Origin of the sequence: Paenarthrobacter sp. NyZ202 (assembly GCF_049860755.1) — a bacterium.
GTDB lineage: Bacteria > Actinomycetota > Actinomycetes > Actinomycetales > Micrococcaceae > Arthrobacter.
This window is the reverse complement of the sequence record NZ_CP187556.1, coordinates 3,773,075-3,796,014: the sequence shown is the minus strand read 5'-3', so window position 1 is coordinate 3,796,014 and position 22,940 is coordinate 3,773,075. Positions and strand designations below refer to the sequence as shown.

Genomic DNA, 22,940 nt, shown 5'->3' with positions numbered 1-22,940 from the left:
CTCACCTCACGGGGTGACCTGACCGGCGTCGTACGCCAAAACCGCGGTGGCGGTCGTATCTCCGGTGGCCGGCTGGATCGAAGCGAAGCGCAACGAGCCAGCGCCCGGCAACTCGACCGACTGGCATGCCGCCCCGTCTGTGTTTGCTCGAAGATAATTCTGCTCAGCCACGGTCAACGTACCCCGGCCGCGGTGGAGCGGCGATGGGTACATCTTCCCGGTCAGCCCGTGGGAAGTTCGTTCGGGTCGCAGCTTGGCGAGGCGACAGGAACAGTCAGGCGCAGGTAGGCGGGGTTTCTTGGACTGGATGGTGACCGTTGCCCCCGATCCGTTTGTACTACGCGTGACGACCCAACCGCCGGGAGTGGGATCGGTCCCGCCGAACGACGGGAATCCATTCTGCGCCAGGATGGGGTCGGCCACAGCGAAAACGTCCTCGAACGCGTTGGAGGGCTTCACAATGTCAGCACTGCTTTTCATGCTGGCTGGCCGGAGGATGCACCTGCCGTCATCCGTCCGGCTCAAGGTGGCCTGTTTTTCCACACTCCACGTGATCCCAGGCAGCTTCTTTTCCAGCGCAGCAACGAGATCCGAACGCAGGGAATCATATTTGGCCAGGCTCTGTGCCACCGGCTCGGGGCTCGCCGTGATGGGCGGGGCGCTGCTCGGCCCGCTGGTGTGGTGGTGCGGGGTTGCAATGCACCCGGCCAAGATTGAGGAGCACGTCACCAGCGCGGTCAGGATTAATGGTCTCGGTGCAGTGCGGCGCATTGTTCCCCCAGGTTTTGTTAAGGCACGACGGCGGCCTTCAACGCATGCTTTCGCGTTCGCCTCGCGTCCGGCCATGGGGAGATGAGCCCATCTTCCCCGGGTGAGAGAGGGATCGGTGGAAGGGGTGTTTACGTGAGAGAGCGTCCGCGTGGAGGGGTGTTTAGGTGAGAGAGCGTCGCAACCTCCGGACGCTCTCTCACCTATTGCACGATTGAGATAAACGCTCTCTCACCCTTTTACGTCTCGCGGGTCAGGGTCCAGGTGTTGGTGCCGTCCTGGCGCTCGAACGTCACCGTGGTCACCAGAGCCTCGATGAGGGCCAAACCGCGCCCCGACTCGGCATCGGAATCCGGCATCGAGGCCTGCATGTCGTTGGCAAACGGTTCGCGGGCATTGAACGCGCTGACCCTCGCCACCAGACGCGTCGGCCACACGCTGATGTCCACGGCGATTTCCACGGGCTTCTCCGCCACGGGCTGCGCGTGCTGCACGATGTTGGAAGCTGCCTCGATCACGGCGGTGGCGAACGTCATCCGGTCCATGTCGGGCACGAACGAGGCGTCATCCCACAGCGCGTCGATCTCATTATGGATGGCCTCGATGGCGTCGTCGTTGGACAGCCCGTGGTAGCTGCGGCGGGCAATGACGTCAGTCATTGCCGAACGCCTCCTCCGCCGACGGATACGCGGTGAGGACCCGGTCCATGTTGGTCAGTTCCAGCACCATCTTCACCTGCGGCTGCACGCCCGCGATACGGAGATCGCCGCCGGCCTGCCGTGCAGCTTTGAGGCATCCGATGAGGGCACCCAGTCCGGAGGAATCCATGAAGTCGGTCTCGGCCAGGTTGACCACCACACGGTTGGAGCCGCCCGCGACAACCTCGTTCACTACCTCGCGCAGCTTGGGAGCGGCCACCATGTTCAAACGGCCCACGCCCTTCACCTCCGCGTAGGACTCCTTGACCTCGTAACTAAACTGCATCGGCATTCCTCTCTTCGGGGACAAATCCCTTGTACAAAACTGCCTTCACCAGGACGCTCAGGACCACCAGGTCAAAGGCAACCCAGGCGACGTTCACCAGCGTGCCCAACGGCTCGGAGAGACCCGTCATGAGCCGGACGATGCCCACCACCAACGCCACGGCCAGCAACACGGCCACGATGATCTGGGGACGGATGAGGCTCCAGCTGGGTCCGCCGTTCTGGCGCGCCTTGGGGGTGACGGCGAACCCCAGGGGACGTCCGAACCAAACGTTACGGGCCGCCGTCGTGCATGCTTTGATCCAGGTGGGGAACAGCGCAAGGCTGTACTGCTGACCGCGCCAGGTGGGAATACCGTGACCGGCCACCACGAACAGCAGCTGGTTCACCACCATGAACGGGATGAAGCGGACAAAGAAGTCCCAGCTCAGGCTGCTCACGGGCAGGATGCCCAGCGTCAGGTAAATGATGGGCGCGGCGAAGTAGACCACGGCCGCGAACCCGCTCAGGTAGCTCCACATGGTGGAGAAGTACATGAGCCGCTGGCCCCAGGACAGGTTCCGCTGGACCAGGGGGTTCTCGCGGAGCAGGACCTGGATGGTGCCCTGCGCCCACCGGAGGCGCTGCGTGAGCATGGTCTTCAGGTCCTCGGGCGCCAGGCCGTTGGCCAGGATCTCGTGGTGGTACACGCTCTTCCAGCCCAGGCCGTGGATGCGCATGGCCGTGGCCATGTCCTCGGTGACCGAGATGGTGGCCAGCGGCATGATGGGCTGGGCTTCGTCCGTGCGTTCCACCGAGATGGCAGCCAGCACCGCGTGGACGGACTCGAGCGCGCCCAGCGGCGACCAGTCGCGGCCGGACATACGGTCGACGGCGTCACTGGCCACGGTGGTCACGCCCGACTCGCCGACGTGGGCGAGTTCCATGGCGGCGATTTCCTCGAGATCGGCTTCGAGGGCGGAGAAGTCAGCGGCAACCAGGGTGCGCACGGCCTCGTCCACTTTGCGGCGTACCCGGTAGGTGATTTCGCTGAGGGAGACGCGGGCTTCGAGTTCCTGCTGCGCCGAGTTGGTGGCAGCTTCCACCTGGTTGAGCATTTCGGCCACCAGCGGATTGTCGGCCTCAGGTGACCTGCGGGCCTTCCTGATGGCCTGCTTGGAAGCCGCCAGTGCGCGGCGGATGCTCTCCTCCGTGGCCTTTACGTATCCCACCAGGCCCAGCTGCATCAGGGCTTCGCGGCGGAGGATGGCGTTGGATCCACAGAAGAACGCCGCATTCCAGCCGTCCTTGCCCTGCTGAATCGGCCCGTAGAACAAGGGTGCCTGGCTGCCCAGGGGGTCGTCGGCGGGGACGTTGATGAAGTACTGCGGGGTCTGGACCAAGGCAACGCGGTCGTCGGTGAAGTAGCCCAGCGTCTTGTCCAGGATGTCCGGCTCGGGGATCTGGTCGGCGTCGAGGATCAACAGGTACTCGCCGGAGGTGAGCATCAGGGCGTTGTTCAGGTTGCCTGCCTTGGCGTGGCGCGGCATGTCCGGCGTCCAGTCGGCGGAGCGCGTCACATAGCCAATCCCGTGCGATTCGGCGAGTTCGCGCATCTCGGGCCGGTTGCCGTCGTCGAGAATCCAGGTGCTGTGCGGCCAGCGGATGTCCTTGGCCGCCAGAGCCGTGGTCAACACCAGGTCCAACGGCTCGTTGTACGTGGTGATGAAGACGTCCACGGTCGCATCCGGGGCAGGCGGGGGCGGCGGCTTGCGGATCTTGAGGTTCCACACCGTCAGCCCGAACAGCATCACGTCTATGAGGCTGTAGGTCTCGGCGATCACCAGAGGAATGGCGATCCACCACGCCTCCCAGTTCAGCGACGCCAGCCAGCGCCACGTCACGTAGTTGACGCCAAGAATGACTGTCAGGACAACCAGCAACCGGGTCCAGAATCGAGTCACAAATCCCCCTTTTTGCGGCTAGTGCCGGATTGTCCCTGTCTGGTGGGCAGCGCTTTGTTGACGGCGGACCACGACGGCGGTCACGTCATCTTCCGCTGTGGCGGCGGGCGCCAGGTCCAGCAACGCGGCGCAGACCTTGTCCGAGGTCGGCTCGTTGCGCGCTGCTTTCTCCACGTTCCGCATGAATTCCTCGAGCGACTCGTGGGCGTCCAGGACACCGTCGCTGACAATCACCAGGGAGTCCTCGGCCTCCAGTTGCAGCTCCGCGGCGGGCCACAATTGCCCGTCCAGGATGCCAACCGGTGGACCTGACGAAACGAGTCTCCTGGCCGGACCCTCAGCCGGGATGTGCACGGCCAGGCCGTGGCCGGCGTCGATGTAGCTCAGCACGCCGGAGCCGCTGTCCAAGCGTGCATGGAACATGGTCACAAACGAGCCGGACTGGTCCAGGTCCGAGGCGATGGTGGCGCTCGCGGAGGCGAAGGCGGCATCGAGGGCCGGAGTGTCCGCGACGGACCGCATCACGGCCCGTACCGTGGCGGCGATGAGCGCAGCACCCATGCCTTTGCCCATGGCGTCGGCGAACGTCAGGTGCATGCCGGCGGGAGTCTGATACCAGTCGTAAAAGTCCCCGCCCACGCTGCGTGACGGGCGGAAAGCGCCGGCGACGTCGTAGTCGTCCAGCCTCACGGTTTCCTGCGGTAAGAGGCTCTTCTGCACGACGGCGGCGCGCGCGAGTTCGTCGCTTTGGCGTGGGTCTTCCGTGGGCTGGGCGGGAGTGCGTGCCCGGCGGAACAGCGCGCGGATGCGGGCCTGGAGCTCCTTGGGACTGAAGGGCTTGTTGATGTAGTCGTCCGCGCCGGTATCCAGGCCGTTGAGCCTGTCGATCTCGTCGGCGCGGGCCGTGAGCATGAGGACGTAGGCATCGGAGAACTCCCGCAGACGGCGACAGACTTCCATGCCGTCGATGTCCGGGAGGTTGATGTCCAGTGTCACCAGCTCGGCGTTGGTGGTGCGGACGGCCTCGACGCCGGACAGGCCGTCCGGTGCCTCCGTCACCTCGAAGTCGAGCTGCTCAAGAACAAGGACCAGGAGGCCGCGGATATCGGCGTCGTCTTCCACGACGACAGCCTGGCGTTTGACCGGTGTTGAGACCATGGCTCCATTAACTAATGTCCCTGACGATTTGTCACGTTTAGTAAAGACACGTGTAACGCCCGCTCATGGAAGTGAGCGGGCGTTACAAAATTTGTGCATTTATGTGAGTGAGGGATCTCCAAAAAAGGGGTACTACGTGAGAGAGCATCCTCGGGAAGGGGGTGTTAGGTGAGAGAGCGTCCTAGACGCCGAGCTCTTCGCGGAGAGCCTGCACGTGGCCCTGGGCGCTCACCTGGTACTGGGCGAGCTTGACCTTGCCGTCGCCGTCCACCACCACGGTGGAGCGGACGATGCCCTCCACGATTTCACCCTTGACGAGCTTCTCGCCCCAGGCGCCGTAGGCCAGCGCCACGGAGTGGTCTTCGTCGGAGAGCAGCGGGAAGGTGAGCTGGAAGTCGCCGGTGAATCCCTGGAGGGCTTCCTGGGCGTCGGGCGAGATCCCGATGACGTCGTAGCCCTTGCCCTGGAGGCTGGCCAGGTTGTCGCGGAAGTCGCAGGCCTCGGTGGTGCAGCCGGGGGTGGCCGCCTTGGGGTAGAAGTACACAATGACGTTGCGTCCGCGGTAATCGGACAGCGAGACCTTGTTGCCGTCGGCGTCGAGAAGCGCGAAGTCCGGAGCTTGCGTTCCGACGAGGAGTTTCTGGGTCATGGCGATCCTTTACGTTCAACCGGTCTGCACCGGCGTTTGGTCATACTAAGAAAGCGGATTCGAGATATAGAACAGCACAATCAGATGCTGTATTCCGCAGGTCCGCGCACAGTGGCATAAGGGCCGGGCACGAACTGGTAGCCACCACCACGGACGGTGGAGACGGTGTAACGGGCGGAGCCAAGCTTCCGCCGCACCCTTCCAACATAAACGTCGATCGACCGGAACGCCGCGCCCGGCAGGTCAAATGACTCCAGGAAGCGTTGCAATTCTTCACGTCCGATCGCCCGTGAGCAGTTCACCACGAGGTAGCGCAACAGCTTGTATTCCATGCCGGTAAAGGCAACGGGCTCCCCGTCCAGTAGGACTACTTCAGCCGCGAGGTCGATCGCAAGTTGGCTGCGTCGGGCGGCCAACGTTACGGGCTCGACGGCGGTGCTGCCGCCCGCTTCAGCCTGTTGGGACGCCTCTGACAGAGCGTCCGCAAGGGAGACGGAAGACGCGCTGGAAAGGTGGTTACCGGCGTCGGCGGTTTCCTGCGGAGTGCCGCCCCAGGAAGTGTCGCCGACGCCGGAGTGCTGTGCCCCGGTGGCGGGCCAGATGCGGACTTCCGCCTCCGGGGCAAGTTTCATGGCCCGTGCCAGCACCAGCCGTGCTGCACGTTCCCAAATTTCGGGGTCCACGGGATCGCCCTCGGCGGGGTTGACCCAAAGGGCCAGGCCGTGGGCCGTAAGACCCGGTGCGGTGAGGCCCTGTGTTGTCCGGCCCGGGCGCCGCGCGGCCCCCTGCGCTCCTGTGGAGGAGAGCCTGGGGAACCGTGCGGGCGGGGGACCGTAGGCATTGACTGCCATGGCGGTTGGTCCTAAACGTTACCGCGGCGGATCAGCTTGCCGCTGGGGTTCTGGAAGTCGATTTCCGAGCCCCGCAGGTAGGTCTTGCGGACGACGCCGGAGAGCGGACGTCCGTCGTAGGGGGTGATCGGGTTCTTGTGCTTGAGCTTCTTCACGTCCACCACGTAGGCGTCGTCGTGGGCGAAGATCGAGAAGTCGGCGTCGTAGCCGAGGGCGAGCTGACCCTTGTTGTGCAGGCGTGCCAGCGCGGCGGGCTTCTCCGACATCCAGGCAACAACCTGCTCCAGTGAGATGCCGCGGTGGCGTGCCTCGGTCCAGATCAGGGACAGGCCGAGCTGGAGGGAGGAAACGCCGCCCCACGCAACTGCGAAGTCGCCGTTCTCCAGGTCCTTGAGGTCAAGGGTGGAGGGGGAGTGGTCGGAGACGATGCAGTCGATGGTGCCGTCCTGCAAGCCCTTCCAGAGGAGCTCGCGGTTGGAGGCCTCGCGGATGGGCGGGCAGCACTTGTAGGCCGTGGCGCCGTCGGGGATTTCCTCTGCCATGAGGGTCAGGTAGTGCGGGCACGTCTCAACGGTGAGGTTGACGCCGTCGCGCTTTGCCGAAGCGATCATGGGCAGCGCGTCGGAGGAGGAGAGGTGCAGGATGTGGGCGCGGGCGCCGGTCCAGCGGGCGCGTTCGATGACCTCGGCGATTGCCTTGTTCTCAGCGCCGCGGGGGCGGGAAGCGAGGAAGGTCTCGTAGTGGTCGCCGCCGGGGTGCGGGGCGCGGTCGATCGCGTGGGAGTCCTCGGCATGGACGATCATGAGGGAGTCGAAGGACTTCAGTTCCTTCATGTCCTCTTCCATCTCGTCCGCGTCCAGGTGCGGGAACTCGTCCACGCCGGAATGGAGGAGGAAGCACTTGAAGCCGAAGACGCCCTCGTCGTGCAGCGGGCGGAGGTCGGCCTTGTTGCCCGGGATGGCACCGCCCCAGAATCCGACGTCCACGAACGCCTGGTCCTTGGCAACCACGCGCTTCTGCTCCAGGCCGTCCACGCTGGTGGTGGGCGGGATGCTGTTCAGCGGCATGTCGATGATGGTGGTGACACCGCCGGCTGCGGCTGCACGGGTGGCGGAGGCGAAGCCTTCCCATTCTGTGCGACCGGGCTCGTTGACGTGGACGTGGGTGTCCACGAGGCCGGGGATGAGGGTCTCGTCGTCCGCGAGGTGGATGACCTCGGTGCCCGTCAGGCCGTTGCCCAGGGGTTCGATGGCGACGATCACGCCGTCGCGGATGCCAACCTCGCGGGGTGCGATGCCGGCCGTGGTCAGGATGCGCTGACCCCGGATAACGAGGTCATAGGCGCCGATTGCTTCAGACATTGAGGTACTCCTTGTTTTCAGTCCGTTCCGCCAGGTACACGCCTATGTGCTTTCCTAATTGTTCAAGCAACGGACCTGCTTCAGCGATACATTTCTGGACATCGTCTTCCAAGTCGGTCAATGCGTGGACCGTGTGGAAGCCGGCATCGTTCAGTTGTTCCCGGCTCAGGGTACTCCGGCCGCACACGGCGATCACGGGTACCCCGGCTTTTGCTGCCGCCCGGCTGACACCCATCGGCGTCTTGCCCAGGAGGCTTTGTTCGTCCAGGCTGCCTTCCCCGGTGATCACCAGGTCGGCGCCCTTCAGTTTGCTTTCCAGTTCAGTGAATTCGAGGACGACGTCGATACCCGGCCGCCGCTGCGCCTTCAGTGCCGCGATGGCAATGTAGCCAACGCCGCCCGCCGCGCCTGCGCCGGGAGCCTTCGCTGCGTGCTTGGCTTCGATGCCGGTTGCTTGGCTCAGCACGTCCACGAAGTGGCTTGCTGCCGCGTCCAGTTCGGCGACGTCATCCGGCGTCGCGCCTTTTTGCGGACCGAAGATGGCTGGGGCTCCGCTTGTCCCCAAAAGGGGATTGTCGACGTCGGACGCCAAGACGAACTCTGTGGCCTCGATCCGCACGTCGAAGTTGGCGAAGTCGATGCTGTCCAGGTTGGCGAGGGCGGCACCGCCGCCGGGGAGCTCGTTGCCGTCCTTGTCCAGGAACACGGCACCGAGGCCCTGCAGGACGCCTGCCCCGGCGTCGGTGTTGGCGCTGCCTCCCACGCCAAGGATGATCTTGCGGCAGCCGAGGTCCAGCGCGGCGCGGATGAGTTCACCCGTGCCGATGCTGGTTGCCGTCTTCGCGGTTTCGCTCGTGGGGCCTTCCGGGAGGAGGGCCAAACCGGAAGCGGCTGCCATTTCGATCACTGCTTCGGTGCCTCGGATGGCGAAGTCGGCCTTGACCGGTTCGCCGAGCGGGCCGGTGACCGTGGCGGTCCGGCGGGTGAAGCCGGAGCCGATGGCGGCGTCGATGGTTCCTTCGCCGCCGTCGGCCACCGGAATGCGTGTTGTCTCAAGTCCGTTGCTGCCGAAGCCGGCCAGCAGGCCTGTTGCCAGGTGCTCGACGACCTCGGGCGCGGACAGCGAGCCCTTGAATTTGTCCGGGGCGATGACCACACGCATTCCGGTGCCTCCTTACTGTTACTTACGCTTTGGCGAGGATCGCGGTGGGGGCGTCCTCTGCCGACTCGGCCAGCTCTTCGAACTCGTTCACTGCGTTGATTTCCAGGCCCATGGAGATGTTGGTGACCTTCTCCAGGATCACTTCCACAACCACCGGAACCTTGAACTCGTCGCGCAGTGCCTTGGCCTTGTCGAAGGCGGCAGGCATGTCTTCCGGGTTCTCCACGCGGATGGCCTTGCAGCCGAGGCCCTCAACCACCTTGATGTGGTCCACGCCGTAGCCCATGGTCTCGGGGGAGTTGATGTTATCGAAGCCCAGGGACACGTGGTAGTCCATGTTGAAGCCGCGCTGGGACTGGCGGATCAGGCCCAGGTAGGAGTTGTTCACCACAACGTGGATGTACGGCAGGTTGAACTGTGCGCCCACGGCCAGCTCTTCGATCATGAACTGGAAGTCGTAGTCACCGGAGAGTGCAATGACGTTCTCGCCCGGCTTGCCGCGAACCACGCCCAAAGCGGCGGGAGCGGTCCAGCCCAGCGGGCCTGCCTGGCCGGCGTTGATCCACTTGCGTGCGCCGAACACGTGCAGCATCTGGGCGCCGGCGATCTGCGAGAGACCGATGGTGGACACGTAGGTGGTGTCCTTGCCAAAGGCCTTGTTCATCTCTTCGTACACGCGCTGCGGCTTGATCGGCACGTTGTCGAAGTGCGTCTTGCGGTGCAGGGAACCCTTACGCTCCAGGCACTCGGCAACCCAGGCGGAGTAGTCCGGCAGGGTGCTTGCAGCCTTGCGCTCACGGGCCAGTTCCAGCAGACCGTCCAGGGCCGCGCCGGCGTCGGAAGCGATGCCCAGGTCCGGGGAGAACACGCGGCCGATCTGGGTGGGCTCGATGTCGATGTGAACGAACTTGCGGCCGGCCGTGTAGGTGTCCAGGCCGCCGGTGTGGCGGTTGGCCCAGCGGTTGCCGATGCCGATCACGAAGTCGCTCTGCAGGAAGGTCTCGTTGCCGTAGCGGTGCGAGGTCTGCAGGCCAACCATGCCAGCCATCAAGTCGTGGTCGTCAGGGATAGCGCCCCAGCCCATCAGGGTGGGGATGACCGGAACGTTCAGCAGCTCGGCCAGCTCAACCAACTGGGCCGAAGCGCCGGCGTTGATGATGCCGCCACCGGCAACGATCAGCGGGTGCTTGGCCGCGGTCAGCATGTCCAGAGCCTTTTCCAGCTGCTTGCGGGAAGCCTTGGGCTTCTCCACCGGCAGGGGCTCGTAGGCGTCGATGTCGAACTCGATCTCGGCCATCTGAACGTCGATAGGCAGGTCCAGCAGGACAGGGCCCGGACGGCCGGAGCGCATTACCTGGAAGGCCTTCTGGAAAGCACCGGGAACCTGGCCCGGCTCCAGGATGGTCATGGCGAACTTGGTGACCGGCTTTGCGATGGACTCGATGTCCACGGCCTGGAAGTCTTCCTTGTGCAGCTTGGACACCGGGGCCTGGCCGGTGATGCAGAGCATGGGGATCGAGTCGGCCCAGCTCGCGTAGAGGCCGGTGATCATGTCCGTGCCGGCAGGGCCCGAGGTGCCGATGCAGATGCCGATGTTGCCATCAGCTGCACGGCTGTAGCCGTCGGCCATGTGGCTGGCGCCTTCAACGTGGCGGGCCAGGGTGTGGCGGATACCGCCGTGTGCCTTCATTGCGGAGTAGAAGGGGTTGATTGCTGCGCCTGGCAGGCCGAACGCCTCGGTGGCGCCTTCCTTTTCCAGGATGGCGATCGCCGCGTCAACGGTGCGCATCTTAGCCATGGTGTGCTCCTTGAAATCTTGGGTTCGCCCCGCGTTCGGGGCGGAAAAAGGGTGTGGTGAGGGAGCCGCCGTCGTTATTTACGACGGCGGGTTCCCTTGTTTTTGGTGCTTAGTGCCTTAGTTGCGGCCGCTGAGCTGCAGGACCTGCTTGAAGAGGCCCGAGTGGTCCAGGCCGCCGTCGCCCTGGTTGACGGTTGCGGCGACGAGCTGCGCGACGACGGCGCCGAGCGGGACGGCGACGTTGGCTTCGCGGGCTGCGGAGGTGACGATGCCCAGGTCCTTGTGGTGGAGGGCGAGGCGGAAGCCGGGGTCGAAGTTGCGGTCGAGCATCTTCTGGCCCTTCTGGTCCAGGACCTTGGAGCCGGCCAGGCCGCCGCCGAGGACCTTGAGAGCTGCGTCGGTGTCTACGCCGTAGGCCTCAAGGAAGGCGATGGCTTCGCCGAGGACCTGGATGTTGACGGCGACAATGAGCTGGTTGGCTGCCTTGACGGTCTGGCCGGAGCCGGACGGGCCGACGTGGACGATGGTCTTGCCCACTGCGTTGAGGACATCCTGTGCTGCCTCGAAGTCTGCTGCGTCGCCGCCGACCATGATGGACAGGACGGCGTCGATGGCGCCCTGTTCGCCGCCGGATACCGGTGCGTCGAGGGGGCGGATGCCGGCTTCACGTGCCTCGTCGGAGAGGCGCTTGGCGACGTCCGGACGGATGCTGGAGGCGTCGATCCACAAGGTGCCCTTCTTGGCGTTGGCGAAGACGCCGTCCTTGCCGCTGACTACACCCTCAACATCGGGGGAGTCCGGCACCATGGTGATGACGACGTCGGCGTCCTTGACTGCGTCCGCGATGCTGCTGGCGCCCTGGCCGCCTTCGGAGACGAGCTTGTCGATCTTGTCCTGGCTGCGGTTGAAGCCGGTGACCGTGTGGCCGGCCTTGACGAGGTTGATGGCCATGGGGAGGCCCATGATTCCGAGGCCGATGACTGCAACGTTGCTCATTGTGGTTCTCTTTCTGAAAGTCTGCGTGTGCTTTGAGTTCGTGTGTATTAACTCAGGTGTGCTTACCCAACTAGGTCGCATTTGTGCGCGTTTTGAGCGTTCTAAACGCGCTCTGCTGCTACTTAGTTGGGCTCGCGGGGCTTAGTTGGCGTTGGCGCGCTGGCGGATGGCCCAGCTGAATGCCGTCTCCTGCGGTTCCTTGTATTCCAAACCGATGTAGCCCTCGTAGCCGAGTTCGCGGCTGCGGGCGATCCACTCGCCGAGGGGGAGGGTGCCGGTGCCGGGGGCGCCACGGCCGGGGTTGTCGGCGATCTGGATGTGGCCGAAGTCCTTGGCGTGGTTCTCGATGACGGATTCGACGTCGTCGCCGTTGACTGCCAGGTGGTAGAAGTCGGCGAGGAGCTTGATGTTCTGTGCACCGGATTCTGCCTTGACGCGGGCGATGACCTTGAGTGCGTCTTCGGCGGTGAGGAGCGGGTACTTGGGTGCGCCGCTCACCGGTTCGAGGAGGACAGTTCCACCGATACGTGCGACGCCGGCAGCTGCTGCGGCGAGGTTCTTGGCGGCGAGCTCGTCCTGCTCTTCGGGGGTGAACTCGTCCTGGCGGTTGCCGTAGAGGGCGTTGAAGGCCTTGCAGCCCAGGCGCTCACCGATGCCCGCGACGACGTCGATGTTGTCCTTGAATTCGGAGCAACGTCCCTTCCAGGAGACGAGGCCGCGGTCGCCACCTGGCATGTTGCCGGCGTTGAAGTTAAGGCCCGTGAGCTGAACGCCGGCGTCCTTGATGGCTGTCTCGAACTCTGTGGTCTCTTTGTCGGTGGGAACCGAAGTGGCGAAGGGCCACCAGAACTCGACGGCGTCAAAACCGGCTGCCTTCGCGGCGGCGGGGCGCTCGAGCAAGGGCAGCTCCGTCAGGAGGATGGAGCAGTTCACTGTGTACGTCATCGTAGGTCCTTCCGAGGAGGGGCTTTGATCTATCTTCCTCTGTGCTTCGTCTTGGCCTTGGTGCTTGGCTTAAGTTTCCGCTTGGTGGAATTTAGATTCTGCTTTATGAAAAGTTTAGGGAAGTGGAGGGTGCGAGTCAAGGGGGTGGGTGGGGAGGTGGGGGTTTGGATACCAGGAGACGTGTGGTGCCCAGTGCGGGTAGCTGCACTGTTGGGCTGTTCTTCGTACGAATTGTGCAAAGAGCCTTTGCACAATTACGGGTTGATGGTTCGGGGGAAGAGTGGGCCGGTGCGGTCTTCGCACACCTACTCCGCGCCAAGGTTGTCCGTAGGATTGGCCTTGTGTCAGATACAACAACAGGCGGCCCGCCGCGTCCCCTGAGCGTCGGAGACATCGTCGTTGGACCGAACGATCTTCTTGGCGAATGGGTGGCGGCCCAAATCACGAGTATCGATGCTAATTGGAAAAAGGTTGGTGTCCTGGACCTGAATTGGTCAGGTCCAGTGCCATCGTCAACGGACGACTTGGGCGTTATTGAGCCGCTCGTACTGACGCACAACTCCTGGAATGGCCGGTTGTCCTACGTCAATTGCGACTGGGTGCTTCCCCGGAGTTTTCACGTCCTCGGCAGCTTGCCGCTGATTCACGAGCAACCGTCGAATAGCTATACCAGCATTTGGACAGTTGGTTATCAGCTGGCCCGGCAACGCGCTTGGGACAGGGGCGAGCGTGATTGGAACGAACCAGGGGAACTTGAAATGACTCACGCGGACCTGGCTAATGCCCTCGCAGACGGAGCACCCGTTCAAAGTGACGTGCGCAGCCTGAAGTCAACCGCTTTGTCGGAAGTGGACTGTCTTCGGATAGTGTCCACCTTTCCCAACTTGACGAGGCTGGCCCTCGGCGGCAACCTCGGACAGGTCACGAACGCTGGAATGCTCAACAAACTCGGCCGGCTCCGGGACCTCTTTATTTCCAACCTGTTCGGCATGACAAAGTCCGACTGCTTGCTTCCTATCGAAATTCCCAACCTCGAGTACCTCTACCTAGACAGCGTCCCTCAGGAGTACGCCTCTGCGATGCGGAGTCGGTGGCGGTCTGAGGCGGCTAACGGCACAAGTGTCAGTATCACCAAGGCACGCAAGCCTGAATGGGTTCAAGAGAATCTAGAGAACCCGCTTCGTGACTGGGACGGACGCGAGCACATTAGCTCTGGTCGGTTCAAGAAAGCTGTGGCGCAATTCAAGAAGACACGAAGCGAGGTGTTCGAAGCACTCTCTGCCGAGCCAGACGAGACCACCTTGGGACGGCTGGAGGACCTTGGGCGTGATTACGCTGGTGCCTTCAACCGGCTTGACGGGCGGTCCCCATTCATAGAGACAGAGGAGCGTGAGGAACTGTTCGCCGCGCTTGCCTCTGTCATAGATGAGTTCGAATTGGAGCTGGGGCGTCCTCTCGCGGCCGAGCGGCAGGCACTTTTGTCGGGAGTGGAGGAAGCACGGGACTGGTGAGCGTTGCCTTGCCGTGGGCGTGGGCCTACGACGCACCTGACCGGGAAACTCCACCCGCCAGCCCTGATCAAGGCCCGTGCGCTGACCCATGTGCTGAGGTGCCACGGCTCCTACACGACATATGCGTTGTTATCGGCCTTTTGAAAGTGCTGCGCTGGCCATAGGGGTAGCACTCAGTTCTGTTCGGTGAGTTGGTTATTGCCTCGTTGGGGCCAGTAACCGACAGACTGGAAGTATTCGGTTGCGTCAGCATGCTCTGTGAATTCGAGCAGGTTGCCGATCTTATGCTCCAGGACATCGCGTACCTCGGCTGGTGTAGCGAAGAAGAACTCTTTTCGGAGGTTGGACTGGTTCAGGGCACGGGCGGCGAAGTGTTTGTGGAGTTCGTTCTCAAGGGTGACTGCATCTTCAGAGAAGTACAGGGTGTGGATGTCGAAGCGGAAGGGGACGGATGCGCCACTGAGTTCGGCTACGCGTTGTTCTGGCTCAAGCCTGCGTGTGAGGCCGATCTTCACGACCCCTTCGCCGAAGGCTCCTCGGTTTGAGATCACGTAGATGTACCCGGCTCTGATATTTGCCGCACGGAAGTCGTTCTGGGCGATTGCCTCATCGACTTCTCTTAGACGCTGTTCTAGTTCTTCGTCGTGCTGGCCTGAGGCGCCGAGGGCAGCCAGGGCATTGACGAGGTGTGAGCGTTCTTTGTCCAGCCGGGAGCGTTCCGCGGCGAGTTCCCTTTCGACGCGTTGTTCTTCGCGTAGGCGGGCGCGCTCTTCACGTTGCGCTTCTTTTTCTTCCTGCTTCTTCATCAGCCAGTCTGCCGTCAGCTCAATCTCTTCGAGCCGGAGGTCATGAAATTCATCGCTGATGTGCATTTCCATGAGCGCGCCGAGCTTGGCGATGGCCACTCGTGACGCTTCCAGACGCCGTTTGGCGGTTATGACGTTGCCGAGTTTGAGTGACCTGATGCTGTTGTCTGCTTCGGCGTTGTATGCCCTAAGCATGAGTTTTGCCAGGTCCTCGGTCATCCGTCTGCCCTTGGCCAAGGAGTTGTCAAAGGTGAACATGTTGGACTTGATGATGGCGCCACCGGCCCGAACCAGGTCCGCGATGCGTGTTTCGATCTCACTTAGCCGATCACGGTAGGAGGCTGCGTTCTCGAGTGGGTGATGGTAGCGGTAGATCCCGACCTCTTGAAGTACCAGTCCGTCGTTGAGTTCAACATACGACGTTGCGGCAGTCGGGGTCTGTTTAAGACGTTGCTTCAAAAGGCTGTTCTCCGCCTCGAGGAAAGCGATCCTGGCTGATTCGGAAGACTGACTGCTGGAGGTGGGAACGTCCGGTTGGTCTTGCCTGTCGATCGCCGCTGGCGGCGTTTGAGTTAGGTCATCCCCGCCAGTTTCGGCGGGTAGCCATAATTGCCAGCCCTCGGGTGGGGCCGGCCATGCTGGATCGGGCGTCCATCCAGCCGGAGGGCGCCACGAAGGAGGGGGCTTCGGCCACCCGGGCGGGGGATTGAAAATCATTGTTTGCTCAGCCGACATCAGGAAGTACGTACTCCAGAGACATTGGCAGGAACCAGACCGAGCGGATTCTTCGAGACTGAAGCCCCAAGATGCTCAAGCGTGGCGGACGGGACGACGGCTGAGAGGTCAATGTCGGCGAAGCTGGCACGCGGGACAGCTACAGCAACGAACGGGATGTAGGTGTCACGGCCCGTCGCCGGGTTGATGGTATTCGTTCCCACTTCCAGTGAGATGCTCTGGATCAATCCACGCCGGTCGGCTTCAAAAACCTCGTGTAGCGTACGCAGCGCGACTTGGTGCACAGCGCCGGCATACCGGTCCTTTGAGTCCTTCTGAGACAACGCAACCGGCGTGATTTCATCCGCTGCTCTGACGTACTTGTAGGACTTGATCGTTGGGACACTGTCCGGGCCCGGCACGAGCGTTCGCAAGGCAAGTTCAGCAGTTGCAGGATCGAACTCGGATTCGTGCTCCACCTCGAAAGCCTCGGGGTACACAGAGTTGGCGAGCACGATTCCAACGTACTCCTGCACGGCATCGACGACGCCATAACCCAAGCCCGAGATCAACTGGTCAAGGGAGGCATTGTGTTCGGCGACTTCCGATTCGCGAGCGGCGCACTCGGCTTCGTAGACCTTGCGCGCTTGCGCAAGTTGCTCCTGCCTTTTCGTCTCGGCTGCCACGTGACGTTCCGCGAGTTGGCGACGGCGCTCGGGCAGCTGCTTCATCTCTGCCTCCCAAGCGCCGCGGGCAGCTGCGTACTCCGCTTCAGCCTGGGCCTGCGCTTCAGCCAGCTTCTTCTTCCGACCAAACAATCCGGTCGGGGGAGCAGGAGGCCGAAACACGGGCTCTTCGGGATCCAAGAGGACAACGGGGGGAGGCGTCGGAAGCTCGAGTGAGCGATCAAAAGGAGGATGCTTGGCTGTCTGCCGCAGTGATTCAAGATCGACGTAGTCGTCAACGTCGAGAGTTGCCTCCAGAAGAGAATCGACTTGGTCGTACACCGCAAAAAGCTCGGCATTCAGTTGCTCGACTTCAGCCTGTTTGGCAGCGATGTGGGCATCGGCAGCTTCCTTCTCCAAACGCTTCCGTTCAGCCTCCGAAGCCCGTTGGAACGCGGCAGTTGCCCGTTGTTCCGCCCTGAGGGCCTGCTCTGCCCGCCGGGCCGCTGCCGCCTGCTCACGGACCGCGGCCCGCTGACGCTGTTCAGCCAGCCGTGCCTGATGTTGCATTTCCGCAAAGAATCCCCGACGACGCCCCATTACTAACCTTTCACTGAATTTTCGTTCACCATATCAAGGGCGAACGACGTCTTTTGCCCGAACTTCGAGAAACGACCAATGAGAGACAGAAATGGTGGTTTATGTGAATAAGAAGCAGCCTCTAGGGTTGGGTTATGAGCATGGATGTCATACAAGTGGAAGTCGTCGGCCAGTCCTGTGGTCTGTAGCGCTTCCTGTCCTCGCGATCGCTGTCTCCCCTGGCTCGCTGGGTGCCAGGCTCAGGCTGCGCGCAGTTCGTGGGTATCTGTTCGGTGCCGGGCAGGACGACAAGATGTTCCACCATCTTGAGGCTACGAACCAAGGCAGATCCGGAGCCGGTGTTCTCCGGACCTCGTTGAGTGCTCCTAGACGGCTCTGCAGCCCTGGTAAGCGATAGCCTCACCGCCCGCGATACCCGCCGACAGTGTTCCAGTAGCGGCGACCCGCAGGGCGTTGAAATTCAGCAAGCAAGGTAACTAGCGCTGGAGAGCCAGCCCGGTAACTGAACGGGACTCGATCGATGCGCACCGGGTCAATGCCGCCTTGGACATTCATGACGACGACCCGGCATTTGGGAACCGTTTTGTGGACGACGAACTTCCTGAGAAGGGCCTCACTGCGGGCGAGAACAGGGTCCAGCGCCTTCGCAGGGACCGCGGAATCTGGTCGGCTTTCTCGAGGAAACGCGGCCTGAACCGCAGACCCGGGCCACCGGGTCATGACGATCTGGTCGAACGGGACTTCGCCGCCGCCGCTCCCAACGAGCTGTGGCTGACAAACATCACATCCCACCGCGAGGGCAAGCTCTACCTCTGCGCGGTGGAGGATGTCTATTCCGGCAGGATCGTCTTCTACTCGATGGACTCACGGATTAACTCCTCCCTGACGGTGGCGGCACTGGAGAACGGGGTCCGGGCACGCAAACCTGCAGGGACCGTGGTGCACTCGGGCCGTGGTTCCCAGTTCGGGTCACGCCGGTTCGTAGGCGGTCGGCCTGATGAGCAACTGTTAGACGTAGCCCTCGACTAGCTTCGATACCTAGAGTTTAATGTCGCCGTCGTTTACGCCTGAAGATATTGCAGACGCAATTATTGCGTCGATCAAAGACCACACCTGCGTGCTCGGATTGTGTCGGGAAGGTGAGCCGTTCTTCTCGTGCTCCGTATCTAGCTTTTTAGCAGCCGCCCTGGCCTTCTGGAAGTTTCCGCGAAGGAGGCTGCAGTCAAGGCTCTTATCATAGTCAGGCATATAAACCCTAAGGCGCTCTGCTGCCTCCTCCGACGATAGATAGGCGGTGGTATAAGTGAAATGCAACAACGGCCAAACTTCAAAACAAGGATTGCTTACCGCTACGTTAATCTTCTCTCGCTTAGCGAGACTAAGAGCAGTCGGTATGCGGGTGAAATCGTCGACATCAAAGACGCACCAAACGTGATCAAAAGACAAGTTGTCGTCCCGCTGTTGCTTGGCCACTTTTAGCGCATCTCGTTTTAGCCTTACTGCATGTTCGACAACCTGCAGCGGGTCGCCGACGCCGCCAACCGTTCGCACTTGGATGAGGTCATCGCGTAGTCGATCCTTCACGTCAGTGAAGTACTCGGGTTCGGTGACCTTTCCCTCGCTCACAATCAGGAAACTTTTCCTCTGCTCCAGTCCCTGCCCCTTTCTCGCTAGCGATCGAGGAGGAGAGAGGTTCTTTCGACCCAACCGTTACACCGTTCCCACTTCGACATCGCCGCTAATAGCTCCAGCGATTTTTCTGTGATTGACGTAGGGGACAGCTCCATAGCGGCCCTGCAAGTAGCCTCGTTCCAGATTCTCGAGTCGCCTCGGGCTGTATTCACTAAGGGCATAGACTCGACTAGCACCATTTCGACCCTTTTCTACAAACCACACCTGGTCCCGGTCGAGGACAGGAGATTCATCGCCGGAAGAGGCCAGCAAAGTGGTGTCGTGAGTAGAGAAAATGAGCTGTGCTTGCGCTGGGTTCGACTTGGGTGACTGAAATAGGCGTACGATCTCGGCAACCACACGAGGGTGCAAACTAGTGTCTACTTCGTCTACTACGAGTGTGTTGCCTTCCTCTAGGGCTTTGATTACGGGACCCGTGAAGCTGACTAGGGACTTTGTGCCGAGAGACTCATACTCGAACGGCAGCGAGAATTTTTCACCGTCAATACCTATATGCTCAAGCTCAAACTCATTCCGCATTTGCGAAAAAAGCTTTTCTGTAGCCACGTCGTCTTGTTTTTCTGCGGGTTGGTCAGGTGAGATTTCTCTGGATATCGCAGTCATTAGGCGTCGCATGAGGGCTGCGTCTTCTTCGCCCAGATCATGATGCCGCACTTGAATATCGGAAATGCCGAGATCAGCATGTCGGAGTAAGGCGGTTGCTTTCGCTGCGAGTGTGCGATCTTTCTCGATCAAATTCATGGTATATCGAGTACGCTGATCTTGATTTGTGGGTTTTACAAATCGAAGGTTAGTCCCAAAGTAAGAATAGATTTTTGAGAGTCGTGGGTGCTTTAGACCTGCAGCGGCAGAAATGAATAAGGAGTTGTCGCGAGTAGACTCGGCAATGAGTCGGTTCGGGCCACCTAGACCCTTGCCAAAGTACCAAGGATCGCTCTCATCGCTGTTACGTTCAAAGAGGGTTTGCCTCCGTGCCTTGGGGTAGGCGTACAGCCACTCCTTCAAGTACTGATTAGCGTCGTGTTCGAAGCCGTACTGGTGCCGGACGCCTTGCATCAAAAATTCAAGTTCATAGCGAGTGGGTTCCGTTCGGCTGTCCGCATCTAGAAGGAACGGACTGAATGCAACCTTTTCTGTGGGCTTGGAAGTGGCCGCAGACCTGTCAACCATCCTTACCATCTCACTAAGGGCGTCCAAGAGACTGGACTTCCCCGAAGCGTTGGGGCCATATACGGCAGTGACCGGCGAGATGCGGTCATTCCACTCGCTCTCGGGCGCCTCGGTACTCGTAGATCGCTTACGGCCGGTTCTCATGAACGAGAGGTTGATCTCATCGCGTATTGAGCGAAAGTTAGACACTCGGAATTGCATTAGCATGGTGATTCCTCAGTTCTCACTATCGAAGACTATCCGTTTCAGGCCCATTTTTGCAAAAAACAAGCAAAAAATGACTTCTAAGCATGCCGTCGGGGTTGCCTCGCTAGGTTCTGCGTTCGATTAACAAGTGTTTCACGTCCCACAATCACCTGCCCTGGGGCCGCAACTACTTCCGCGCATGATGGGCTCGGTAGCCATTTCTACTCGTCGCGTGTCGCCGAAACCCAGAGTGCAATGACACCTTGAAGCTAAAGTCCGGCGATGACAGATTTTAGCCCTTCCCCTTGGACGCAGGAGCGAAGGGACTGTTGTGGGATTCGAGGTTTCCGACTCTTTTCGGCCAGAGGAAGCAGACATAGGCCGGACGTCTACTGACCTGACTATGCTGAGGGGGCCAGCTGTCACGGCGGTGACGTGGCGGCGAGGTCCATGGTCACTGCTCGCGGAAGGACAATCGAATGGCTCGGCCGACAGTTCAGGACGTCGCCAGGACTGCGGGTGTGTCCGTGGGGACGGTGTCGCGCGTCTTGAACGGGAGCTCGGCGGTCAGTGCGTCGGCCAAGGAAAAGGTCAACGCCGCCATCAAGGAGCTCAGCTACCGCCCTCTGGCCTCGGCGCGGGACCTAAGAAGAGACCGGACCATGCGCGTCCTAGCCCTCGCCAAGAACCTCGACTCCCTCGTGATCAGCGAGGTCTTCCGAGGTGTAGGAGATGCCGCCGCGGACAACGGCTACGTTAGCCTCATCGCAGCCACCGACGGAGACCGTGACCGCGAACAGCAACTCGTGGACATGCTCCGCAACGGATCAGTGGACGGCCTGGTGATCTTCTCGCCGACCATGCCGGACGCGGACGTCAACGCCGTCGCGGAGCAACTCAGCGTCATCCAGGTCTGTGAAATCGTCGATGCCGAGGCAGCCTTCGGTGTATCAATTGATGACCGCCAGGCGGGCTACGACATCACCAAACACCTCATCGACACGGGCGCCAGGAAGCTGGCCATGCTCGCCCACAGGGGTGCCCGCTCGGGTCGGCTCAGGGAAGAAGGCTTCCGCCAAGCGCTCAAAGAGGCAAATCTGGAACCGGACCGGGTGCTCCTAGGCGAAGGCAACTTCGGCTTCCACGCCGGACGCAACCTCGCCAAGAAACTTCTGGAAGCCGAAGACCTCCCCGACGCCGTCTTCTGTGGGACAGACGTCGTGGCGGCCGGGTGTGTCCGCGAGCTGACCGACGCAGGCCTAAGAGTCCCACAGGATGTCGCCGTGGCGGGCTTCGATGACTCCGCCCAAGCGGAAATGTGCGTGCCGGAGCTGACCACGGTAAGGCAGCCGGCGTACGAGATGGGCCGAGCGGCCTTCACCGAGCTCCTGGAGCGGATGACTGTGGAGGGCGCGCACCGCAAGGGGCGGACCTTCTTCCCGCACCAGCTCGTCATCCGGGACTCCACCAAATAGAAAGGGTTGACAGCTACGAGCAACCACTGCAAAACTACTTTGGAATCGATTCCACGGGCCGCGAGGCCTTTTTTCAAAGCAACATTTGGAATCGATTCCACGGAACGACCACAGCACCCGGCAACGAAGCCAAACTCAGGACTGCGCAACAGCCAAAGCGCCGCACTGAACATCCCCACAGTCACCAAAGGAGCCACTTGTGGACTTGAACCAACCTGCTCTCCCGCTCCGCAACAAAGCCACCAAACGCACAACCCTCGCTGCAACAGCCATAGCCGCCGCCCTCCTCCTCAGCGCGTGCGGCGGGGGAGCGGCGCCCCAAGGCGCGGAACAAGCGGCAGCCGCCGATCCGGCGTCGGGCGCTAATGCCAGCGGCGCCGTGAACGTCTGCGGCGTCAAGGACGCGAGCGGTATTTACAAGGGCACGGCGGAAGCGTTCACCAAGGCGAACGGCAAGGTCATGGCCAAGTACACCGAGATCGGCGCCACCACGGACGAGGCCCGCACGCAGATCGTGCAGCGCTTGGAAGGCAAGTCCACCGAGTGCGACATCTTCATCTCGGACGTCATCTGGACCTCCGAGTTCGCATCGCAGGGCTGGCTGCTGGACCAGACCAAGCTGGTGGAGGCCAACAAGGACCGGCTCATTCCCTCCACTGTGGAAACCACCAAGTACCAGGACAAGTACTGGGCCTCGCCGTTCTTCACCAACGCCGGCCTGATCTACTACCAGAAGGACAAGGTAGCCAAGCCGGAGACCTGGCAGCAGCTCTACGCGGAAGCCGCCAAAGCCCCGGGCAACGGCTTCGTCTACCAAGGCAAGCAGTACGAGGGCCTCACCGTGAACTTCCTCGAAATGCTCTACAGCGCGGGCGGCGAAGTCCTGGATGACCAGGGCAACGTCAAGATCGACTCCCAGGAAACCCGCGACGTCCTCAACTTCATGACCGACGGCCTCAAGAACGGCTCAGCCGACCGCGCCGTCCTCACCTACAACGAAGACCCGGCCCGCCTCGCCTACGAGTCCGGCAACTTCGGATACCAGCGCAACTGGCCGCACGTGTACCGCCTGCTGAACGCGACCCCGCTCGCGTCCAGCTTCGCCGTCGCACCGCTGCCGGCGTGGGAAGGCGGCAAGGCCTCGGGCGTGCTCGGCGGCTGGAACCTGGCGATCTCGGCCAACTCCACCAACCAGGCCGGGGCGGTTGCCTTCATCGACTTCGCCACGACGCCGGACTGGCAGAAGCACGTGGCCATGGATTACTCGCAGGCACCCGTGAATGAGGCTGCCTACTCGGACGCCGCGGTATTGCAGAAGATGCCGTTCGCCACGGAACTCCTCGCCTCCGTCAAGGGCGCCAAGCCGCGCCCGATTTCCCCGGTCTACCCGCAGATTTCGCAGGCGATCTACAAGAACGTCTACGCCGTTCTCTCCGGCACTGCCTCCACTGAGGACGCCGTGAAGAAGATGGCCGACGAAGTCGCTGCGGCCAAGTCGAGCTTCTAG

Annotated in this window: 19 protein-coding genes and 1 pseudogene; 4 read left to right on the top strand and 16 right to left on the bottom strand. The window is 61.9% G+C overall.

Translation table 11 applies throughout. The features are described 5' to 3' along the window. Positions 1 to 6: 6 nt before the first annotated feature. The 12 genes from ACPFL9_RS17600 to ACPFL9_RS17545 all read right to left on the bottom strand — a co-directional run bounded on the left by ACPFL9_RS17600 (position 7) and on the right by ACPFL9_RS17545 (position 12,614). The gene (locus tag ACPFL9_RS17600) at positions 7 to 480 is read right to left on the bottom strand and encodes a hypothetical protein (RefSeq protein WP_426004199.1); all 474 of its coding nucleotides are present in this window, start codon (positions 478 to 480) and stop codon (positions 7 to 9) included. A gap of 527 nt (positions 481 to 1,007) precedes the next feature. Next, complete coding sequence (locus ACPFL9_RS17595) at positions 1,008 to 1,427, bottom strand: ATP-binding protein (RefSeq protein ID WP_426004198.1); 420 nt, start codon at positions 1,425 to 1,427, stop codon at positions 1,008 to 1,010. Beyond that, on the bottom strand, positions 1,420 to 1,752 hold the full coding sequence (locus tag ACPFL9_RS17590; protein ID WP_426004196.1) for an STAS domain-containing protein: 333 nt from the start codon (positions 1,750 to 1,752) through the stop codon (positions 1,420 to 1,422). The genes ACPFL9_RS17595 and ACPFL9_RS17590 overlap by 8 nt, the downstream gene beginning before the upstream one ends. Continuing rightward, positions 1,742 to 3,694, bottom strand: coding sequence for a glycosyltransferase family 2 protein (locus ACPFL9_RS17585; protein WP_426004195.1), 1,953 nt, complete (start codon positions 3,692 to 3,694; stop codon positions 1,742 to 1,744). The genes ACPFL9_RS17590 and ACPFL9_RS17585 overlap by 11 nt, the downstream gene beginning before the upstream one ends. Positions 3,695 to 3,712: 18 nt before the next feature. After that, complete coding sequence (locus ACPFL9_RS17580; RefSeq protein ID WP_426004193.1) at positions 3,713 to 4,852, bottom strand: PP2C family protein-serine/threonine phosphatase; 1,140 nt, start codon at positions 4,850 to 4,852, stop codon at positions 3,713 to 3,715. A 181-nt stretch (positions 4,853 to 5,033) separates the two neighbouring features. Continuing rightward, complete coding sequence (bcp, locus tag ACPFL9_RS17575) at positions 5,034 to 5,501, bottom strand: thioredoxin-dependent thiol peroxidase (RefSeq protein WP_426004192.1); 468 nt, start codon at positions 5,499 to 5,501, stop codon at positions 5,034 to 5,036. Between the two features lie 80 nt (positions 5,502 to 5,581). Beyond that, positions 5,582 to 6,352: a winged helix-turn-helix domain-containing protein gene (locus tag ACPFL9_RS17570; RefSeq protein WP_426004190.1), complete on the bottom strand. Its 771-nt coding sequence runs from the start codon at positions 6,350 to 6,352 to the stop codon at positions 5,582 to 5,584. Between the two features lie 11 nt (positions 6,353 to 6,363). Then, on the bottom strand, positions 6,364 to 7,713 hold the full coding sequence (gene allB / locus ACPFL9_RS17565; RefSeq protein ID WP_426004188.1) for an allantoinase AllB: 1,350 nt from the start codon (positions 7,711 to 7,713) through the stop codon (positions 6,364 to 6,366). Continuing rightward, positions 7,706 to 8,875, bottom strand: a complete 1,170-nt coding sequence (locus ACPFL9_RS17560; RefSeq protein WP_426004187.1) for a glycerate kinase — start codon at positions 8,873 to 8,875, stop codon at positions 7,706 to 7,708. The genes allB and ACPFL9_RS17560 overlap by 8 nt, the downstream gene beginning before the upstream one ends. Positions 8,876 to 8,897: 22 nt before the next feature. Then, positions 8,898 to 10,673, bottom strand: a complete 1,776-nt coding sequence (gene gcl / locus ACPFL9_RS17555; RefSeq protein ID WP_426004185.1) for a glyoxylate carboligase — start codon at positions 10,671 to 10,673, stop codon at positions 8,898 to 8,900. 117 nt (positions 10,674 to 10,790) lie between these two features. After that, positions 10,791 to 11,750, bottom strand: coding sequence for a 2-hydroxy-3-oxopropionate reductase (locus ACPFL9_RS17550; protein WP_426004183.1), 960 nt, complete (start codon positions 11,748 to 11,750; stop codon positions 10,791 to 10,793). A 60-nt stretch (positions 11,751 to 11,810) separates the two neighbouring features. Continuing rightward, positions 11,811 to 12,614 (bottom strand): hydroxypyruvate isomerase family protein, encoded by an 804-nt coding sequence (locus ACPFL9_RS17545; RefSeq protein ID WP_274260099.1) that lies wholly within the window; start codon positions 12,612 to 12,614, stop codon positions 11,811 to 11,813. A 341-nt stretch (positions 12,615 to 12,955) separates the two neighbouring features. Here ACPFL9_RS17545 and ACPFL9_RS17540 point away from each other — a divergent pair, with 341 nt between their 5' ends. After that, positions 12,956 to 14,125, top strand: a complete 1,170-nt coding sequence (locus tag ACPFL9_RS17540; protein ID WP_426004181.1) for a hypothetical protein — start codon at positions 12,956 to 12,958, stop codon at positions 14,123 to 14,125. Positions 14,126 to 14,298: 173 nt separating this feature from the next. Here the strand turns inward: ACPFL9_RS17540 and ACPFL9_RS17535 are convergent, their stop codons facing one another. Further along, positions 14,299 to 15,666, bottom strand: coding sequence for a DUF4041 domain-containing protein (locus ACPFL9_RS17535; protein WP_426004180.1), 1,368 nt, complete (start codon positions 15,664 to 15,666; stop codon positions 14,299 to 14,301). After that, positions 15,666 to 16,880: a hypothetical protein gene (locus ACPFL9_RS17530; RefSeq protein WP_426004179.1), complete on the bottom strand. Its 1,215-nt coding sequence runs from the start codon at positions 16,878 to 16,880 to the stop codon at positions 15,666 to 15,668. The genes ACPFL9_RS17535 and ACPFL9_RS17530 overlap by 1 nt, the downstream gene beginning before the upstream one ends. Before the next feature lie 441 nt (positions 16,881 to 17,321). Here ACPFL9_RS17530 and ACPFL9_RS17525 point away from each other — a divergent pair. Continuing rightward, positions 17,322 to 17,894: pseudogene (locus ACPFL9_RS17525) on the top strand (DDE-type integrase/transposase/recombinase); the annotation flags it as partial. A gap of 54 nt (positions 17,895 to 17,948) precedes the next feature. On the opposite strand, the gene ACPFL9_RS17520 reads toward ACPFL9_RS17525, so the two are convergent. Continuing rightward, complete coding sequence (locus tag ACPFL9_RS17520; protein ID WP_426004177.1) at positions 17,949 to 18,536, bottom strand: RloB family protein; 588 nt, start codon at positions 18,534 to 18,536, stop codon at positions 17,949 to 17,951. An 84-nt stretch (positions 18,537 to 18,620) separates the two neighbouring features. Next, complete coding sequence (locus ACPFL9_RS17515; protein ID WP_426007605.1) at positions 18,621 to 19,916, bottom strand: AAA family ATPase; 1,296 nt, start codon at positions 19,914 to 19,916, stop codon at positions 18,621 to 18,623. A gap of 521 nt (positions 19,917 to 20,437) precedes the next feature. On the opposite strand from ACPFL9_RS17515, the gene ACPFL9_RS17510 reads away from it, so the two are divergent. Next, positions 20,438 to 21,433, top strand: coding sequence for a LacI family DNA-binding transcriptional regulator (locus ACPFL9_RS17510; RefSeq protein WP_426004176.1), 996 nt, complete (start codon positions 20,438 to 20,440; stop codon positions 21,431 to 21,433). Between the two features lie 199 nt (positions 21,434 to 21,632). Beyond that, positions 21,633 to 22,940: an ABC transporter substrate-binding protein gene (locus ACPFL9_RS17505; RefSeq protein ID WP_426004174.1), complete on the top strand. Its 1,308-nt coding sequence runs from the start codon at positions 21,633 to 21,635 to the stop codon at positions 22,938 to 22,940.

Excerpts from the sequence above, each read along its gene's own strand:
- ACPFL9_RS17510 (WP_426004176.1), top strand. The coding sequence starts at position 20,438 with ATGGCTCGGCCGACAGTTCAGGACGTCGCCAGGACTGCGGGTGTGTCC.
- ACPFL9_RS17595 (WP_426004198.1), bottom strand. The coding sequence starts at position 1,427 with ATGACTGACGTCATTGCCCGCCGCAGCTACCACGGGCTGTCCAACGAC.
- ACPFL9_RS17580 (WP_426004193.1), bottom strand. The coding sequence starts at position 4,852 with ATGGTCTCAACACCGGTCAAACGCCAGGCTGTCGTCGTGGAAGACGAC.
- ACPFL9_RS17515 (WP_426007605.1), bottom strand. The coding sequence starts at position 19,916 with ATGAGAACCGGCCGTAAGCGATCTACGAGTACCGAGGCGCCCGAGAGC.
- ACPFL9_RS17535 (WP_426004180.1), bottom strand. The coding sequence starts at position 15,666 with ATGTCGGCTGAGCAAACAATGATTTTCAATCCCCCGCCCGGGTGGCCG.
- gcl (WP_426004185.1), bottom strand. The coding sequence starts at position 10,673 with ATGGCTAAGATGCGCACCGTTGACGCGGCGATCGCCATCCTGGAAAAG.
- ACPFL9_RS17600 (WP_426004199.1), bottom strand. The coding sequence starts at position 480 with ATGAAAAGCAGTGCTGACATTGTGAAGCCCTCCAACGCGTTCGAGGAC.
- ACPFL9_RS17550 (WP_426004183.1), bottom strand. The coding sequence starts at position 11,750 with ATGCGACCTAGTTGGGTAAGCACACCTGAGTTAATACACACGAACTCA.
- ACPFL9_RS17570 (WP_426004190.1), bottom strand. The coding sequence starts at position 6,352 with ATGGCAGTCAATGCCTACGGTCCCCCGCCCGCACGGTTCCCCAGGCTC.
- ACPFL9_RS17545 (WP_274260099.1), bottom strand. The coding sequence starts at position 12,614 with ATGACGTACACAGTGAACTGCTCCATCCTCCTGACGGAGCTGCCCTTG.
- bcp (WP_426004192.1), bottom strand. The coding sequence starts at position 5,501 with ATGACCCAGAAACTCCTCGTCGGAACGCAAGCTCCGGACTTCGCGCTT.
- ACPFL9_RS17530 (WP_426004179.1), bottom strand. The coding sequence starts at position 16,880 with ATGCAACATCAGGCACGGCTGGCTGAACAGCGTCAGCGGGCCGCGGTC.
- ACPFL9_RS17560 (WP_426004187.1), bottom strand. The coding sequence starts at position 8,875 with ATGCGTGTGGTCATCGCCCCGGACAAATTCAAGGGCTCGCTGTCCGCG.
- ACPFL9_RS17590 (WP_426004196.1), bottom strand. The coding sequence starts at position 1,752 with ATGCAGTTTAGTTACGAGGTCAAGGAGTCCTACGCGGAGGTGAAGGGC.
- allB (WP_426004188.1), bottom strand. The coding sequence starts at position 7,713 with ATGTCTGAAGCAATCGGCGCCTATGACCTCGTTATCCGGGGTCAGCGC.